This is a genomic window from Paenibacillus sp. J5 (assembly GCF_054955055.1).
Genome location: NZ_JBUEDD010000015.1, coordinates 1 through 16,293, shown reverse-complemented (window position 1 = coordinate 16,293; position 16,293 = coordinate 1). Strand labels below are relative to the sequence as shown.

The window sequence follows — 16,293 nt, the reverse complement described above, 5'->3', positions numbered from 1 at the left end:
TAGCCCCACTACCCATTACCTCGGTAACCTACCTCTTACTTGCCTAGACAGAACTGCGAGAAGATCTGATCAATGAGCGAATCGCCTGCCGAGTCGCCGATAATCTCCCCGAGCTGCTCCCAGGCTGTTCTTACATCTATCTGTATAATATCGATCGGAATTCCCTGATATGTTGCTTCAATCGCATCCTCCAAGGATTGCTTCGACTGCTTCAGCAGCGCAATATGACGAGCATTGCTGACATACGTCAGATCAGCCGACTCCAGCTTGCCGCTGAAAAATAGCGACGAGATTGCCTGCTCTAGCTGCTCCAGCCCTTCCTCCTGCAGTACAGACATCGGTACGATAGCCTCTTGCGGGTATCGCTGCTGAAGCTCCTCCATCTCCAGATGCCCTTCCAGATCGGTCTTATTCACAATGACGATGACTTGCCGTCCAGCCAGCAGCTCCATCAGCTCCCGCTCATCCTCATGAAGCGACTCATGATGATTGAGCACCAGCAATATAAGATCGGCATCCTTCAACGCATTTCGCGACCGTTCAACACCCATCTGCTCGACAATATCCGACGTTTCTCGAATCCCTGCCGTATCCAGCAGCTTGAGCGGAATGCCGCCGACTGTGACAAATTCCTCGATCACATCGCGTGTCGTGCCAGGAATATCGGTCACAATCGCCTTATTATCTTGAGCCAATGCATTGAGCAGCGACGATTTACCCACATTTGGCCGTCCGACGATCGCTGTCGTTATGCCTTCTCTTAATATTTTGCCTTCATTTGCTGTTTTTAACAACTGGTCGAGCTGCCCAATCACGAGATGACATTGCTCACGAATATAACTGCTCGTCATCTCCTCCACATCATGCTCGGGGTAATCTATATTCACCTCTATATGCGCCAGCAGTTCAATTACTTCCTGGCGCAGCCCGCGAATCTGCCGCGACAGCTTGCCATCCACCTGCTTCAACGCGATCGCGAAGGCACGATCCGACTTCGAGCGGATCAGATCAATAACCGCTTCGGCCTGTGCCAGATCGATCCGTCCGTTCAGGAAGGCCCGCTTGGTGAATTCACCCGGCTCCGCCGCACGCACATCTGGCTGCTGCAGCACGACATCCAGCACCTTCTTCACGGAGATGTAGCCGCCATGCGTACTGATCTCCACCACATCCTCGGCCGTGAAGGAGCGTGGCCCGCGCATAACGGTCAACAGTACCTCCTCCACTGTCTCCCCGCTGCGCGGATCGGCTATATGGCCGTAATGTACGGTATGTGAAGCGGCGCTGCGGATGTCAGTACGGCTGCGGAATATGGCATGCGCCGCCTGAACGGCCTGAGGACCGCTCACTCGTATGACTGCTATACCGCCCTCCCCGACTGCCGTCGATATAGCGGCTATGGTATCCTGTATCATCCTTTGCACCTCTGCATTATTCATAATCATAATGGAACAAACTTGTCCCTAGAAAGGAAAAAGAGCAATGCCTTGTATAAGCATTGCTTGAGAGAAATTACCGTCTATGATTTCACGGAGATGACCACACGACGGTATGGCTCATCTCCTTTACTGAAGGTTCTCACTTTGGCGTGATTCTGAAGCTTCGAATGAATCACCTTGCGTTCCGATGGCGACATCGGCTCCAGCACAACCTCCTTGCGCGACCGGATGACCCGGGCTGCCAGGCGTTCTGCCAGCTCTTCCAGTGTCTTGCGCCTGCGTTCACGAAAATTCTCTGCATCAAGCACGATGCGCGTATGGCTGTCTGAATAACGGTTAGCCACAATGTTAGCCAGGTATTGCAATGCATCCAGCGTCTGCCCGCGGCGACCAATCAGCATACCCAGATCTTCTCCACCAGATAGCTCGTAGACCCAGCCTTCCCGGGTCTGGCGCCGCTCAATTGTAACTGACAATCCCATCGCCTGGGCAACGTCGAGGAAAAATTGCTCCGTCTCCTCCGCCGCATCGGGAATAAGCTCCAGTTCCACCTTCGCTTCCTTGGCTCCGATCCAACCGAACAGGCCCTTCGTGGGATGCTCCAATACAGTAATGCGAACACGATCCTCTGATACTTGCCATTGTGTCAAGCCTTTTTGTACAGCCTCGTTCACCGTCTTTCCCGATGCAGTCATTTTCTTCATTTTGCAGGAACCTCCTTGCCCTTGTCAGAGGAGCGAACATACAAGAAGTAGTTTTGTACAATCGTATAGATGTTGCTGTAAATCCAATACAGCGGCAGCGCAGCAGGGAAATTGATCGCCATAACAAAGATCAATACAGGGAAGATCAACAGGATCGACTGCATTGGATTGTTAGGCTGCTGCGGCATCATCTTGGATTGAACAAATGTCGTTATCGCGGCAATAATCGGCAGAACATAATACGGGTCCTTCGCCCCCAGCTCCAGCCACAGGAATGTATGCGACCTGATGTCGGGATTCATGTAGATGGCGTTGTACAGCGCGATAAAAATCGGCATCTGCACGATGAGCGGCAGACAGCCCGCCAGCGGATTGACCTGATGCTGCTGGAACAGCTTCATCGTCTCCTCCTGCTGCTTTTGCGGATTATCCTTGTACTTGTCCTTAATCTTCTTCATCTCTGGCTGCAGCGCTTGCATCGCCTTGGTGCTGCGGTACTGCTTCAAGGTCAGCGGCAGAATTGCCGTTCTGACGATAATGGTCAACAGCAGAATGGACAGGCCGTATGAGCCGCCGAACCAGTCAGCGAAGCTATCGAGCATCGTCGCAAAATAATACACGACATTGCGCTCCCAGAAGTTGCCCTTCAGCAGATCTTCCGTCGAGGTGGTATGATCCACCGGTGCGCATCCCGCCAGCAAGGCCATCATCATGACCATCGCAATCACAAGGAACCATTTTCTCTTGAACAATCGGGACAACATCAAAACTCCTCTCTAAAGAGCAACACATCTCTCGCAAGCGTGCACAACTTCTGTCGCTCGCGCCCACACCGTCATCCCGCTCATGCGGGCAGACCAGCTACAGCGCTACAACTAGAACGCTTGTCCCACATATGGACAACCGATGCCGCTGCGTATCAAAATACAGGCGCAGGCTGCCCCGGCTCAAATATTTCAAGTTAAACTATACCATATTCTTATACACAAGGAAACAGCGCATCCAGGCCGGCTTCGGCATCCTCTACGGCTTGTCTTCCTATATGATGTCGCACAGCTACCATTTGCCGAACCGCTCCTTTAGCAGCCGTTAGCCTTCATCCTTTAGCTTCTTGCAGCAGGCGTGTTCTGTTTCAATAGCTTAGCTTTGCGGAGCAGGTGGAGCACACTCTTCTCCAGCTCCTTGCTGGTCATCGAGACGGAGGGCATGCGCGCAATAAGGATGAAATCGATATGCGGCACAATCTTATCCTTATTATGCCTCACGATCTCCTTCAGCACACGCCTCATCCGGTTGCGCACGACGGCATTGCCCAGCTTCTTGCTGACCGACACGCCCATGCGAAACTGCTCCACCTCGGGCTTGCGCGACCAGTAGATCACGAGCTGGCTATTCGCAAACGATCTTCCGCCTCTATAGATTCGGTTAAAATCCTGTCTTTTACGCAGACGAAGCTTTCTATGCACGAGCTTGTATACACCGGCCTTTCCTTATTGCCTGTCCTCATGGCAGCTTCGGCTGACTTCCCCCAGATTTGAAAAAAAGACCACCCGATGTGGTCTTTATCTTCATGCTAAGCGCTCAGCGCTTTTCTGCCTTTTTGGCGGCGTGCACTCAGTACCTTGCGTCCGTTCTTCGTGCTCATCCGCTTGCGGAAGCCGTGAACTTTCTTGCGTTTGCTTACGTTCGGTCTAAAAGTCGGTCTCATCTTTCGCACCTCCTTACACAAGGAATCGGCATCTTCATCTATGCATTACAATTCCTTGAACATTCAAGCTACATCCAACAATGCATCACATGAGATTGAAGTACTGTATGTCAACAAGCACACCTCACCCATAAACGCAAAAACACCTTTTTAGATTAAACCACGACGACGCTCAAAAGTCAACCTCGACAGCCCTGCGACTTTCTCATTTGGAGCCTTGCCCAAATCTATGTCCAAGTCTGCTGTGGATAATTGTAACTTGTCACGAAATTTTGTCCACATCGGGCTAATCCGCAAGAAAATTAGTAACATGTGCATAATTTTTTCGCGAATCTCTGCCAAACTGTCGAATCCACACAGGATATAAACAATATCTAGTGTTGTAGATAACAATTATACACAAGCAGTTGAATATGTGGATAAAATCGAGGAATTCGTTGAAATCAAAGGCTTATTTTGCTATGATAGATTTGTTTTCTGTGTGGATGAACTTATGCACATCAAATAGTTATTAACAGGCTGTGGATAAGATTGTGAACAATTTTCATCCCCTTGTGATAACTTCATCATACATTGATCTTGATACTGTGGATATATTCTGCACGTTTTTTTGTTTTTTCGACATTTCCTCATCTTGGCGCCGCCAATCTGGAGTCGGAAACACTTGGATAAGGAGTGACAGTCTGTGGATAGCCATACCCAAGAAATATGGCAACAAGTGTTGTCGATTATCCAAACCAAATTGAGCAAGCCCAGCTTTGACACCTGGTTTAAAGCAACCAAGGCATCTTTTCTCAATGAAGACCTGCTAATTATTACGGCTCCGACAACTTTTGCGGCGGAATGGCTGGAGAGCAGGTACACCAAGCTGGTGCGAACGACTCTTTTTGAATATTTGGGTAGACAGATCGACATTAAATTTGCAATTGAAGAGAATAAGCCCCCTGAACCGGCAGCGCCTTACCCACCGATTGCTCCAGCGGCAACGGTCGTCCAAGAGGAAACCTTCTCTCATATGTTGAATCCGAAGTACACCTTTGATACGTTCGTCATCGGTGCGAACAACCGCTTTGCCCATGCCGCCTCGCTCGCAGTCGCCGAAGCACCGGCCAAAGCCTATAACCCGCTGTTTCTCTACGGGGGGGTAGGTCTGGGAAAAACGCATCTCATGCATGCCATCGGCCATTATATATTGGAGCATAACCCCGGCACCCGCGTGCTCTATATTTCATCAGAGAAATTCACGAATGAATTCATCAATGCGATCCGCGACAACCGCGGCGAGAGCTTCCGCATGAAGTACCGCAACATAGACATTCTGCTCATTGATGACATTCAATTTCTGGCGGGCAAGGAACAGACACAGGAGGAGTTCTTCCATACGTTCAATGCGCTGCATGAGGAACGCAAGCAGATCATTATCTCCAGTGACCGACCTCCCAAGGAGATTCCAACGCTGGAGGAGCGGCTGCGCTCGCGCTTTGAGTGGGGCTTGATTACAGATATTCAGCCTCCTGATCTGGAGACGCGGATCGCGATCTTGCGGAAGAAGGCCAAGGCGGAGAATCTAGACATCCCGAACGAAGCGATGGTCTACATCGCTAACCAGATCGATACCAACATCCGCGAGCTGGAAGGGGCACTGATCCGGGTCGTCGCCTATTCCTCGCTCATCAATGAGGATATATCGTCGCATCTGGCCGCCGAAGCGCTCAAGGATATTATCCCGACCAGCCGGCCGAAGATGATTACGATTCACGATATTCAGCAAAAGGTAGGCGAATTCTACGGCTTGAAGCTCGAAGACTTCAAGGCACGCAAACGGACGAAGGCTGTTGCCTTCCCGCGGCAAATCGCCATGTATATCGCGCGCGAGCTGACCGATTATTCGCTGCCTAAGATTGGCGAGGCGTTCGGCGGGCGGGATCACACAACGGTTATCCATGCGCATGAGAAAATCACCCAGCAATTGAAGACGGACTCGGAATTATATAAGATCGTTCAGAATTTGACGGATAAAGTAAAAAATCATACGTGAACAACAAGCAAGCCTGTACACATTGTATGCACATGTGGATAAGCTTGCTTGATCACCTTTTAGACCACTTATCCACATATCCAGCGCCCCTACTACGACTACTAATAAAATATGTTAAAATAACTTCATATATTCGCGCTAAGCGCAATTTGCGCCTACGGCTTGCAAGAGACGACCTGCAGCAACTTTCGCGCATTGCCCAAATCGATTTTTTCCTATAGGAGTGAAACCATGAAACTGATGATTGTTAAGGATCAGCTTAACGATGCCATACAACAAGTAGCCAAGGCGGCTTCCACAAGACCGGCGATCCCGATTCTTGGCGGAATCAAGATGGATGTGACACATCAGGGCATTACATTGACAGCAAGCGACACCGACATTTCGATTCAAAGCTTCATCGAGGCAGAGAACGGCGACAAGGTGAATGCAAGAATCGACAAGCCGGGCAGCGTCGTTCTTCCTGCCAAATTCATTGTCGAGATTGTGAAGAAGCTGCCGTCTGATGAAGTCGAAATTGAGGTTGGGGATAACTTCTTGACCAAAATCCGCAGCGGCTCCTCCGACATCCAGATGGTCGGGCTTGATCCAGAAGAATTCCCGGTACTGCCATCAATCGAAGAGAACGAGAGCTTCCAGATGCCAGGCGATCTGCTGAAGGCGATGATCCGACAAACCTCGTTTGCCGCCTCAACCAGCGAGCAGACGCCAACCTTGACAGGCGTGCTCTTGAACCTGGCGGACAATCAGTTGAAATTTGTCGCTACTGACCGCCATCGGCTAGCGAGCCGCAGCTCACATGTAGAGACGAGACCTGGCTATCGTTTTGCGAATATTGTCATCTCCAGCAAAACGCTGAATGAGCTTTCCAAGGTGGTGCCGGACAACCAGACTCCCGTTGACATCGTCGTCACGGAGAACCAAGTGCTGTTCAGACTGGATCATGTGCTATTCTATTCCAGGCTGCTGGAGGGAACCTACCCGGATACTTCCAAGATTATTCCGCAGGTATTCAAAACAGAACTCGTCCTGAATACAAAAAAATTGACGGATGCCATCGACCGCGCCTATCTGATGTCCAGGGAGGAGCGTACCAATATTGTTCGCCTGCAAACACTCGATAACGGGGTGATCGAGATTTCCTCCAGCTCAGCAGAGCTTGGGCGGGTAACAGAGCATCTGGATGCGCAGGACTTCAACGGCGATCCGCTGCGTGTGGCGTTCAACTCCAAATATATGCTCGATTCGCTCAAGGTTATCGACAGCGAGAATATCTTTATTGGCTTTAACGGCGCGATGAGCCCGATCATCATCAAGCCGACGGATCATGCACACAGCCTGCATATCATATTGCCTTACCGGACGACCGGTTAGAAGGAAGGTGTATCGATGAAGGAGATCCAGATTTCGACGGAATACATTACACTCGGGCAGTTCCTCAAGCTCGCGGATTGCATTGATTCAGGCGGACAGGCCAAGCTGTTTCTTGCAGAAGCGAAGGTGCTGATCAACGGAGAGCCTGACAACCGCCGTGGGCGCAAGCTCTACAAGGACGACCGTGTTGAGGTGGAGGGCAAGGGAGCCTTCCTTGTTGGGCGTAAATAAGCGAAGCGAATATGCCCCCATACCCTCTTCTTGGGTATACCGGTCTTCTATTTCTACGCGAAACGTTGCTTTGCCAGTTCAGGACGGTGTCAGCCGTTTACGCTTGTGGGAGGCTTCCAGGTGCTGTTAAAACAAATTGCATTGCAGAATTACCGGAATTATGACCGAATTGAACTGAATACAGACAGCCAGGTTAATCTGTTCGTAGGGGAAAATGCCCAGGGCAAGACGAATCTGCTGGAGGCCATCTTCGTGCTGGCGCTAACCAAGTCGCATCGGACAAGCAAAGACAAGGAACTGATCGGCTGGGAGGCGCCGCAAGCGCATATTCATGGGGAAGTGGAGAAGCGGTATGGAACGGTCAAGCTTGATCTCCAATTTTCCGCCCAAGGCAAGAAGGCCAAGGTCAATGGTCTGGAGCAGCGCAAGCTCAGCGGCTTTATCGGCGCGCTGAATGTGGTCATGTTCGCTCCGGAGGATCTCGAAATTGTGAAAGGCACGCCGGGCATACGCAGGCGGTTTCTGGATATGGAAATCGGCCAGGTGCAGCCCGGTTATTTGCATTCTCTCCAGCAATATGGCAAGGTGCTGGTGCAGCGCAACAATTATCTGAAAAGCGCAAGCCCCAGCTCCATCAAGCAGGAGCTGCTCGATGTGTGGAATATGCAATTGGCAGATTTTGGTGTTAAAATGATGAAAAAGAGGCAAAGCTTTATTCATAAACTGCAACGCTGGGCAAAAGAGATTCACGCCGGCATTACAGCCGGGGCGGAGGAGCTTAGAATTGTGTACCGTCCCTCGCTGGATGTGGACCCAGAGCAAGATGAAACTATTTTATTTGAACAATTTATGATAAAGTTAACTCAGGTGAAAGAGCAGGAACTTCGCAGAGGCGTAACCTTGGTCGGCCCGCACCGGGACGATCTCGCCTTTTATATTAATGGCAAGGAAGCGCAAGTGTACGGTTCTCAGGGACAGCAGCGTACAACAGCCCTGTCGCTCAAATTGGCGGAGATTGAGCTGATTCATGAGGAGATTGGGGAATACCCATTGCTGCTGCTGGATGATGTGCTGTCGGAGCTGGATCAGAACCGCCAGACGCAGCTCATCGAGACCTTCCAGTCCAAGGTGCAGACCTTCATCACCACGACAGGGCTGGAGAGTGTCAATCTAAGCAAACTTCATGATGCGCGCGTCTATCAGGTGAGTAAGGGCCAGGTGGATCGTGTGAGCAGCAGATCATAAATAGTTACGAATGATAGGTAACGGGCGACTTGAATTTTAAACAACGTCTACGCGATACGCGGCGGCGCCTGCTTCACGGGTGATCGTCCGTTTACGCTTGCGGAGAAAGGACGGGTGGCAATGTATATTCATTTGGGTGGAGAGAAGATCATTCGCGCCAGGGAACTGGTGGCTATCTTTGATATTTCGATTGAGCAGTCCTCCAAGCTGTCCAAGCAGTTCGTCGCTGGCGCGCTCAAGCGCAAGGATGTGGAGGTCATCGGCGAGGAAGAATCCAAATCCATTGTCATCACCAAGCAAAAGGTGTATTACTCTCCCATCTCGTCCTCGACGTTGAAGAAACGGGCGCACAGCTTTGTGGCCAATTAGCGCCGGGAGAACTTCGCAGCATTCAGTAGCAAGCAGTTGAGAGGAGCAGTGAAACAGGCATGTCTTTGAATCAGCAGCATACGTATGATGAGAACCAGATTCAGGTTCTTGAGGGGCTGGAAGCCGTTCGCAAACGGCCGGGGATGTATATTGGCTCCACCAGCGGCAAAGGGCTGCACCATTTGGTATGGGAAGTTGTAGACAATAGCATCGACGAGGCGCTTGCCGGCTTTTGTACGAAGATCGATGTCATCATCCATGAAGACAACAGCATCACCGTTATCGATAATGGCCGCGGTATCCCGGTGGGCGAGAATGCCAAGCTGAAAAAGTCGACCCTGGAGGTCGTTATGACGGTGCTGCATGCCGGCGGCAAGTTCGGCGGCGAGGGCTACAAGGTATCCGGGGGCTTGCACGGTGTCGGCGTATCGGTCGTGAATGCATTGTCGGAGCATCTGATTGTCCAGGTGAAGCGGGATGGGCTGATCCACCAGCAGGAATACCGCCGCGGCGCAGCGCAGTATGATCTGAAAGTGGTCGGAGAAGCGAGTGACACCGGTACCGAGATCCGCTTCAAGCCGGACCCGGAGATTTTCACAGAGACGACGGTATACGAATACGAGATTCTGCAATCCCGCATACGTGAGCTTGCATTTCTGAACAAAGGCATTGAAATTACACTGCTTGATGAACGGACAGGCTCAAGCAAATCCTACAAGTATGACGGCGGGCTTATTGAGTTTGTTAAGTATCTCAACCGTACTCGTGAAGCGCTTCACGAGCAGCCGATCTATGTTGAGGGCTCCAAGGATCACATCCATGTAGAGATCTCGCTGCAGTACAATGACAGCTACACGGAGAATATTCACTCCTTCGCCAATAATATCAATACCCACGAAGGCGGCACGCATGAGTCGGGCTTCAAGAGCGCGCTGACACGCATCATTAACGATTATGCGCGCAAGACAGGTATCATTAAGGACAACACGTCCAATCTGTCTGGGGATGATGTCCGTGAAGGCCTGACAGCGATTATCTCTGTCAAGATACCTGAGCCGCAGTTTGAGGGGCAGACGAAGACGAAGCTGGGCAACAGCGAGGTGCGCGGTATCGTTGAATCGTTCTTTGCAGAGAAGCTGCAGGAGTTCCTCGATGAGAACCCGTCCGTCTCCAAGCGGATTCTGGAGAAGGGGCTGCAGGCGGCCAGAGCGCGCGAGGCTGCGCGCAAGGCACGCGAGCTGACACGCCGTAAGAGCGCGCTGGAGGTCAGTTCATTGCCTGGGAAATTAGCGGACTGCTCATCCAAGGATGCATCGATCAGCGAGCTGTATATCGTCGAAGGCGATTCGGCGGGCGGGTCGGCGAAGCAGGGGCGTGACCGGCATTTTCAGGCGATTTTGCCGCTGCGCGGCAAAATCCTCAATGTGGAGAAGGCGCGTCTTGACCGGATTCTAGGCAATGCCGAGATTCGCGCGATTATTACGGCGCTGGGGACGGGCATCGGCGACGACTTCGATATTGCGAAGGCGCGGTATCACAAGATTATTATTATGACGGACGCAGACGTTGACGGCGCGCATATCCGCACGCTGCTCCTCACTTTCTTTTATCGCTACATGCGCAAAATTATCGAGGCGGGCTTTATCTACATCGCTCAGCCGCCGCTGTTCAAGATTGAGCGCAATAAGACGGTTCGCTATGCGCAGAGCGAGCGCGAGCGCGACCAGATCATCGCTGAGTTTGGCGAAGGCGCCAAGGTCAATGTTCAGCGGTACAAGGGCTTGGGCGAGATGAACGCGACCCAGTTGTGGGAGACGACGATGGACCCTGAGAGCCGGACGATGCTGCAGGTGACGATAGAAGAAGCGATTGAGGCGGATGTTGTGTTTGATACGCTAATGGGCGACAATGTCGAGCCGCGGCGTGATTTCATCCAAACCTACGCGAAGACCGTTAAGAATCTGGATATCTAGCAAGACGAGCAGCCTCCACGATCATCGTGGAGGCTGCCGCTTTATAATTTATAAACAGTATGATGCAGCTCTAACGCGACGCTCGCTTGGACTTGAATCGACCATAGGCAGCAGCATAGCGATAGACTTTGCGGAAGACGCTCCGGTCCTTCAACCTGCGGAACAGGTAGGGGTCTGGCATCGTATTGACTTCCAAGATCCATGGCTCCAGCTTGGTATCTACTGCAACATCGATCCCGATCTCCTTCAACTGTGGATAAGCGCTTTGAAGCTGCTGTGCAACCTGCACGCCCATCTTGCGCAGTCTGGTTAGATAGCTCGCCTGGCCGGACGAAGACAGATGTGTCGACATGAGACGCTCGAATGGCAGTGGAGTGCCGCCGCTATGATAGTTGGTGACGATCTTCTTGGGATGAGCCAGCCGTCCAATGATGCCGGTCGTCTCCCATTTGCCGCTGGGACTCATCTGTACCATGACGCGAAAATCGAAGCGCCGATTGCGATGTTTCAACAGGTGAATGCCACGCTGAATGAGATAGAGGCGGCGGCCTGTTGACTGCTTGAGTGCAGCATACAGTGCATCCACACTGGAATAGGTGCGTGCCGTCGTCCCGGTCTGGGAGGTGTAGCGACCCTCCTGCTTCTCGATCCGAATGACCCCTTGGCCAAAGGTGCCGCGATTGGGCTTCAAGTAAACCATGCCGTAGCGTCCCAGCATTTCCTCCAGACGTTCCTTATTCAGCTTTGCCGTATGCGGAATGAGACTTTGTGTGGCTGTGTTGCGTAGGAGAACATTCGTTTTTTCCCATTTGCTTGTCACACGCTGAATCGCCAATGTTATTCTTCCACCCTTCGAAGAGGAGATATGAAAATAAGTTCAATCATTTGTGCACACATCACATCGAATGAATGGTATAATGGAGGTTGTATGTTTGACATCGTGTCCGCACGTTCGGGCCGTTAGCCTGCGCACTTTCTGCTATAGTATGAGCGTGGCTGTCAGAAGCCACGGCAAGTGCCTAGCTAGGTTGCAACGTTTAATTGTGCTGGGTTTGTGAAAGTAATATAATAACAATAGTGTAGTTTTTAGATACGTCAGGAGGTAAAGCATGGCGGAAGAGCAACGTTCCCAAATACGAGATCGTGATATTGGCGTCGAGATGCGAGAATCGTTCATGGATTATGCCATGAGCATTATCGTCAGCCGTGCACTGCCCGATGTCAGAGACGGGCTGAAGCCGGTTCACCGCCGTATCCTGTATGCGATGTCGGAGCTGGGCATGTCACCGGATAAGCCATACAAGAAATCCGCCAGAATCGTGGGCGAAGTCATCGGCAAATACCACCCGCACGGCGATTCAGCCGTCTATGAATCTATGGTCAGGATGGCGCAGGATTTCTCGCTGCGCTATATGCTGATTGATGGACACGGGAACTTTGGTTCCATTGACGGCGATATGGCGGCTGCGATGCGGTATACAGAGGCGCGGCTATCGAAGATTGCGATGGAGATGCTGCGCGACATCAACAAGGAGACGATCGATTTCGCTCCGAACTATGACGGCGAGGAGCAGGAGCCGACGGTGCTGCCTGCCCGGTTCCCGAATCTGCTCGTCAACGGCGTGTCTGGTATTGCGGTCGGCATGGCGACCAATATCCCGCCGCATAACCTGGTGGAGATCATCGATGGCGTGCAGGCTCTGATAGACAATCCGGATATTACGCCGATTGAGCTGATGGAGTTTGTGAAGGGACCGGACTTCCCGACAGCGGGGATTGTTATGGGACGGGAGGGCATCCGTCAGGCGTACACAACTGGTCGTGGCTCGGTAACGATGCGCTCCAGAGCAAGCATTGAGGATAACGGCGGCAAAGCGCGAATCATCGTGCACGAAATTCCATACCAAGTGAACAAGGCCAGATTGGTGGAGAAGATCGCTGAGCTGGTTCGGGAGAAGAAGATTGACGGCATTACCGATCTGCGCGATGAATCCGATCGCAACGGGATGCGGATTGTCATCGAGCTTAGGCGGGATGTTAATCCTAATATCGTGCTGAACAATCTCTACAAGCATACACAGATGCAGTCCAATTTCGGCTTCAATATGCTGGCACTGGTGAACGGCGAGCCGAAGCTGCTGAATCTGAAGGATGTGCTGTATCACTATCTGCAGCACCAGATTGAGGTTATCCGTAGACGGACAGAGTTTGATCTGAAGAAGGCGCGTGCCCGCGCACACATTCTGGAGGGCTTGCGGATTGCGCTTGATCATCTGGATGAGGTGATCGCGCTCATTCGCTCCTCGCAGACTGCTGACGAGGCGCGTGAGGGTCTGATTAATCGATTCGAGCTCAGCTATGAACAGGCTCAGGCGATTCTGGATATGCGTCTGCAGCGTCTGACTGGACTGGAGCGCGACAAGATCGAGGCAGAGTATGCGGAGCTGCTGCGCAAGATTGCCGAATATGAAGCGATCCTGGCCGATGAGAAGCTTGTGCTGGCGATTATTAGCGAAGAGCTGATCGAGGTGAAGGAGCGCTTTGGCGATGAGCGACGCACCGAGATTGCAGTTGGCGAGAATGAGATTCTTGACGAGGATCTGATCCCGCAGGAGGATGTGATCATCTCGATCACGCATACGGGATATGTGAAGCGTCTGCCCGTTACAACCTACCGCAGCCAGAAGCGCGGCGGCCGCGGCGTAATGGGTATGGATACGAAGGAAGATGACTTCGTAGAGCATCTGTTTGTATCCAACACGCATCAGTTCCTGCTGTTCTTCACCGACAAGGGCAAGGTTTACCGGTTGAAGGCTTATGAGATTCCGGAGCTGAGCCGGACGGCAAGAGGAACGCCGATCATTAACCTGATCCAGATTGAACAGGGGGAGACGGTTAATGCGGTTATCCCTGTTCAGTCTTTCGATTCCGATCAATATCTATTCTTCGGGACGCGTCAAGGGGTAGTGAAGAAGACATCGCTTGATGATTATATCAATATCCGCAAGGTCGGTCTGATCGCTATCTCGCTGCGCGAGGATGATGACCTGATAAGCGTCAAGCTGACCGATGGCAAGCAGGAGATCATTATGGGAACCGCACAGGGCATGTCGATCCGATATTCGGAGTCGGATGTCCGGCCGATGGGTCGTTCGGCCACCGGTGTGAAGGGCATCCAGCTTGATGAGAACGATTATGTAATCGATATGGATGTCATTACCCCAGGCAATGATGTGCTGATCGTCACCTCTAAGGGCTATGGCAAGCGTACCCCTGTTGAGGAGTACCGCAGCCAGACTCGCGGCGGCAAGGGGATCAAGACGATGAATGTGACGGATCGCAATGGCCCGATCGTCGGGCTGAAGGTGGTAAACAATGAAGAGGATCTGATGATTATGACCTCATCGGGCACACTGATTCGCACAAGCATCGCCGGCATCTCAACCATGGGCCGCAATACGCAGGGCGTGAAGCTGATCAATATCCGTGAGGATGATATGGTGGCTACCGTATCCCGCGTAGATCGCAATGAGGATACAGAAAACAGCGATGCCGATGAGCAAGCTATTAGTGAAGAAAGCAACGAAACACCGTCCGAGGAATAGGATGGTTGCCAAGCTGCAGTACCGTTGTCAGGCGTCGAAGCTCTCCTGTAATTGAGGGGGGCTTTGACAGCCCTGACGCCGGGCACCAGCTTCGCGGCAGCCGTCCTGAGGGCGGTGTTTCCCCATTCCCGGTTAAGTAAGGAGAAGAGGCGGCGAGTTGAAGCTGGCGGCCGTGCAAGGCGTAGACAGGCAATATCATCTTGCTGTTCAGGGGGAACAGGAAATGCCGACAGTATTGCTTCATCAAGTTAAAGTAGGAGATAAGCTGATTGAGGATGTTCAAACCAAGCTGGGGGGGACATTGTTTCATAAAGGGAAAATCATCATGCCTAGAGAGCTGGAGATTTTGCAAGCCTTTATGATCACTTCGGTAACAATCGAAGAACGGGAGGGGGCTGCAGATCAGGCACCAGGCGCGCCAACAGTTGCAGTCAAGGAGGAGGCGGCAGTGAAAAAGTCGTTCTCGCCTCCAACCTCACCTCCAACAAGCTTTCATCACGAGTATACAAGCTGCGTCGAATTATTAAAAAAAGTGCATCATCAATACTCCCCTGGGCAAGCTTTTCCGATCCTTGAGATCAGGAAGCAGCTAGAGGCCCTGATTGGCTACATTGACGAGTATAATGTGCTGACCTTTAGTCCGCCTAATATGAAGATAGAAGATTATTTGTTTCATAATAGTGTCCTGTCCGCCTTGAGCTGCTATCTTCTGGCTCAATGGGGAGGATTCCCCCAGCGGGACTGGATTCCAGCGGCCATGTCAGGGCTATTCCATGACATCGGCAATGTAAAGGTAGACCGGGAGCTGCTCTACAAGCCTTCCTCTCTCACGGCTGAGGAGTGGGAGGAGATCAGGCAGCACACGGTATATGGCTACCAACTCCTCAAGGGCGTGCCCGCGATTAATGAGGGCGTCAAGCTGGCTTCTCTGCAGCATCATGAGCGGGTTGACGGGAGTGGCTACCCACTAGGGATGGGGGGCGACAAGATTCATCCCTATGCCAAGATTGTTGCCGTCGCTGATATTTTCCATGCCATGACATTGAAACGCTTCTACAGAGAGCCTACATCTCCTTACCTCGTGCTGGAAGAAATCGAGAAGGAATCATTCGGCAGGCTTGATCCTGCTCTGGTACGAGTGTTCATAGAGAAGGTGACACAGTTCCATAATGGTGTCGTGGTGAGGCTGAATGATGGCAGAGTAGGCGAGATTGTCTTCTCCGACCGCAATCATCTGACGCGGCCATGGGTATCGGTGAATGGAACCATCATTAATCTAACGCTAGAAAGACAGTATTACATTCAGGAAATTATAAAGCTATAACTGCTCTTAAGATAAACGCTCTATTAATTTCAAAAAGATGTTGACTTCATATTGAGAACTGTGATATATTATTTCTTGCCGCTTCTGAGGCGGTGGAATGAAACACAGTTCTTTTTTATAGCTCTGGCTTGAAAGAGAGAGTAAGAAAAAGATTTTAAAAAAAAGCTTGCCAAAGCATAGCGAACTGTGATATATTATAAAAGTCGCCGCTGAGAGATGCGGAGATGAAGAAAGCAAGACAATTTGTTCTTTGAAAACTGAACAACGAGCGAAAAGCCCTGTG

The 16,293-nt window shown here is 51.5% G+C and carries 15 protein-coding genes; 8 read left to right on the top strand and 7 right to left on the bottom strand.

What is annotated here, in order from left to right; all coding sequences use genetic code 11:
- Positions 1 to 35 precede the first annotated feature (35 nt).
- The 5 genes from mnmE to rpmH all read right to left on the bottom strand — a co-directional run bounded on the left by mnmE (position 36) and on the right by rpmH (position 3,851).
- The gene (gene mnmE, locus ACY1JZ_RS23055) at positions 36 to 1,415 is read right to left on the bottom strand and encodes a tRNA uridine-5-carboxymethylaminomethyl(34) synthesis GTPase MnmE (RefSeq protein ID WP_270167026.1); all 1,380 of its coding nucleotides are present in this window, start codon (positions 1,413 to 1,415) and stop codon (positions 36 to 38) included.
- Between the two features lie 104 nt (positions 1,416 to 1,519).
- The gene (gene jag / locus ACY1JZ_RS23050) at positions 1,520 to 2,143 is read right to left on the bottom strand and encodes an RNA-binding cell elongation regulator Jag/EloR (protein ID WP_270167027.1); all 624 of its coding nucleotides are present in this window, start codon (positions 2,141 to 2,143) and stop codon (positions 1,520 to 1,522) included.
- Entirely contained in the window at positions 2,140 to 2,907 is a 768-nt protein-coding gene (locus tag ACY1JZ_RS23045; RefSeq protein ID WP_270167028.1) for a YidC/Oxa1 family membrane protein insertase, read from the bottom strand. The genes jag and ACY1JZ_RS23045 overlap by 4 nt, the downstream gene beginning before the upstream one ends.
- Positions 2,908 to 3,246: 339 nt before the next feature.
- Positions 3,247 to 3,609: a ribonuclease P protein component gene (rnpA, locus tag ACY1JZ_RS23040; RefSeq protein ID WP_270167029.1), complete on the bottom strand. Its 363-nt coding sequence runs from the start codon at positions 3,607 to 3,609 to the stop codon at positions 3,247 to 3,249.
- Positions 3,610 to 3,716: 107 nt separating this feature from the next.
- Entirely contained in the window at positions 3,717 to 3,851 is a 135-nt protein-coding gene (rpmH, locus tag ACY1JZ_RS23035; RefSeq protein ID WP_270167030.1) for a 50S ribosomal protein L34, read from the bottom strand.
- A gap of 685 nt (positions 3,852 to 4,536) precedes the next feature.
- Between rpmH and dnaA the strand changes: the two genes are divergently transcribed.
- From dnaA to gyrB, 6 genes are all read left to right on the top strand, one after another.
- Positions 4,537 to 5,889, top strand: coding sequence for a chromosomal replication initiator protein DnaA (gene dnaA / locus ACY1JZ_RS23030; RefSeq protein ID WP_270167032.1), 1,353 nt, complete (start codon positions 4,537 to 4,539; stop codon positions 5,887 to 5,889).
- Positions 5,890 to 6,120: 231 nt separating this feature from the next.
- Positions 6,121 to 7,263: a DNA polymerase III subunit beta gene (dnaN, locus tag ACY1JZ_RS23025; protein ID WP_270167034.1), complete on the top strand. Its 1,143-nt coding sequence runs from the start codon at positions 6,121 to 6,123 to the stop codon at positions 7,261 to 7,263.
- Between the two features lie 15 nt (positions 7,264 to 7,278).
- The gene (gene rlbA / locus ACY1JZ_RS23020; RefSeq protein ID WP_270167035.1) at positions 7,279 to 7,494 is read left to right on the top strand and encodes a ribosome maturation protein RlbA; all 216 of its coding nucleotides are present in this window, start codon (positions 7,279 to 7,281) and stop codon (positions 7,492 to 7,494) included.
- Positions 7,495 to 7,614: 120 nt separating this feature from the next.
- Positions 7,615 to 8,739 carry a DNA replication/repair protein RecF gene (recF, locus tag ACY1JZ_RS23015; protein ID WP_270167036.1) on the top strand — a complete coding sequence of 375 codons (1,125 nt, stop codon included), beginning with the start codon at positions 7,615 to 7,617 and terminating at the stop codon, positions 8,737 to 8,739.
- Positions 8,740 to 8,859: 120 nt separating this feature from the next.
- Positions 8,860 to 9,108: an extracellular matrix regulator RemB gene (gene remB, locus ACY1JZ_RS23010; RefSeq protein WP_270167037.1), complete on the top strand. Its 249-nt coding sequence runs from the start codon at positions 8,860 to 8,862 to the stop codon at positions 9,106 to 9,108.
- 59 nt (positions 9,109 to 9,167) lie between these two features.
- A complete protein-coding gene (gene gyrB, locus ACY1JZ_RS23005; RefSeq protein WP_462631090.1) occupies positions 9,168 to 11,081 on the top strand; it encodes a DNA topoisomerase (ATP-hydrolyzing) subunit B in 1,914 nt (637 codons plus the stop codon).
- A gap of 70 nt (positions 11,082 to 11,151) precedes the next feature.
- Here the strand turns inward: gyrB and ACY1JZ_RS23000 are convergent, their stop codons facing one another.
- A complete protein-coding gene (locus ACY1JZ_RS23000; RefSeq protein ID WP_462631089.1) occupies positions 11,152 to 11,901 on the bottom strand; it encodes a YheC/YheD family protein in 750 nt (249 codons plus the stop codon).
- Between the two features lie 289 nt (positions 11,902 to 12,190).
- Here ACY1JZ_RS23000 and gyrA point away from each other — a divergent pair, with 289 nt between their 5' ends.
- Both gyrA and ACY1JZ_RS22990 read left to right on the top strand, forming a co-directional pair.
- Positions 12,191 to 14,686 carry a DNA gyrase subunit A gene (gyrA, locus tag ACY1JZ_RS22995; RefSeq protein WP_270167040.1) on the top strand — a complete coding sequence of 832 codons (2,496 nt, stop codon included), beginning with the start codon at positions 12,191 to 12,193 and terminating at the stop codon, positions 14,684 to 14,686.
- 223 nt (positions 14,687 to 14,909) lie between these two features.
- Positions 14,910 to 16,010 (top strand): HD-GYP domain-containing protein, encoded by a 1,101-nt coding sequence (locus ACY1JZ_RS22990; protein WP_462631088.1) that lies wholly within the window; start codon positions 14,910 to 14,912, stop codon positions 16,008 to 16,010.
- 6 nt (positions 16,011 to 16,016) lie between these two features.
- On the opposite strand, the gene ACY1JZ_RS22985 is transcribed toward ACY1JZ_RS22990, so the two are convergent.
- The coding region (locus tag ACY1JZ_RS22985) for a hypothetical protein (RefSeq protein WP_462631087.1) at positions 16,017 to 16,293 on the bottom strand (277 nt) is incomplete at its 5' end.

Excerpts from the sequence above, each read along its gene's own strand:
- mnmE (WP_270167026.1), bottom strand. The coding sequence starts at position 1,415 with ATGATACAGGATACCATAGCCGCTATATCGACGGCAGTCGGGGAGGGC.
- jag (WP_270167027.1), bottom strand. The coding sequence starts at position 2,143 with ATGAAGAAAATGACTGCATCGGGAAAGACGGTGAACGAGGCTGTACAA.
- ACY1JZ_RS23045 (WP_270167028.1), bottom strand. The coding sequence starts at position 2,907 with ATGTTGTCCCGATTGTTCAAGAGAAAATGGTTCCTTGTGATTGCGATG.
- rpmH (WP_270167030.1), bottom strand. The coding sequence starts at position 3,851 with ATGAGACCGACTTTTAGACCGAACGTAAGCAAACGCAAGAAAGTTCAC.
- dnaN (WP_270167034.1), top strand. The coding sequence starts at position 6,121 with ATGAAACTGATGATTGTTAAGGATCAGCTTAACGATGCCATACAACAA.
- rlbA (WP_270167035.1), top strand. The coding sequence starts at position 7,279 with ATGAAGGAGATCCAGATTTCGACGGAATACATTACACTCGGGCAGTTC.
- remB (WP_270167037.1), top strand. The coding sequence starts at position 8,860 with ATGTATATTCATTTGGGTGGAGAGAAGATCATTCGCGCCAGGGAACTG.
- gyrB (WP_462631090.1), top strand. The coding sequence starts at position 9,168 with ATGTCTTTGAATCAGCAGCATACGTATGATGAGAACCAGATTCAGGTT.
- gyrA (WP_270167040.1), top strand. The coding sequence starts at position 12,191 with ATGGCGGAAGAGCAACGTTCCCAAATACGAGATCGTGATATTGGCGTC.
- ACY1JZ_RS22990 (WP_462631088.1), top strand. The coding sequence starts at position 14,910 with ATGCCGACAGTATTGCTTCATCAAGTTAAAGTAGGAGATAAGCTGATT.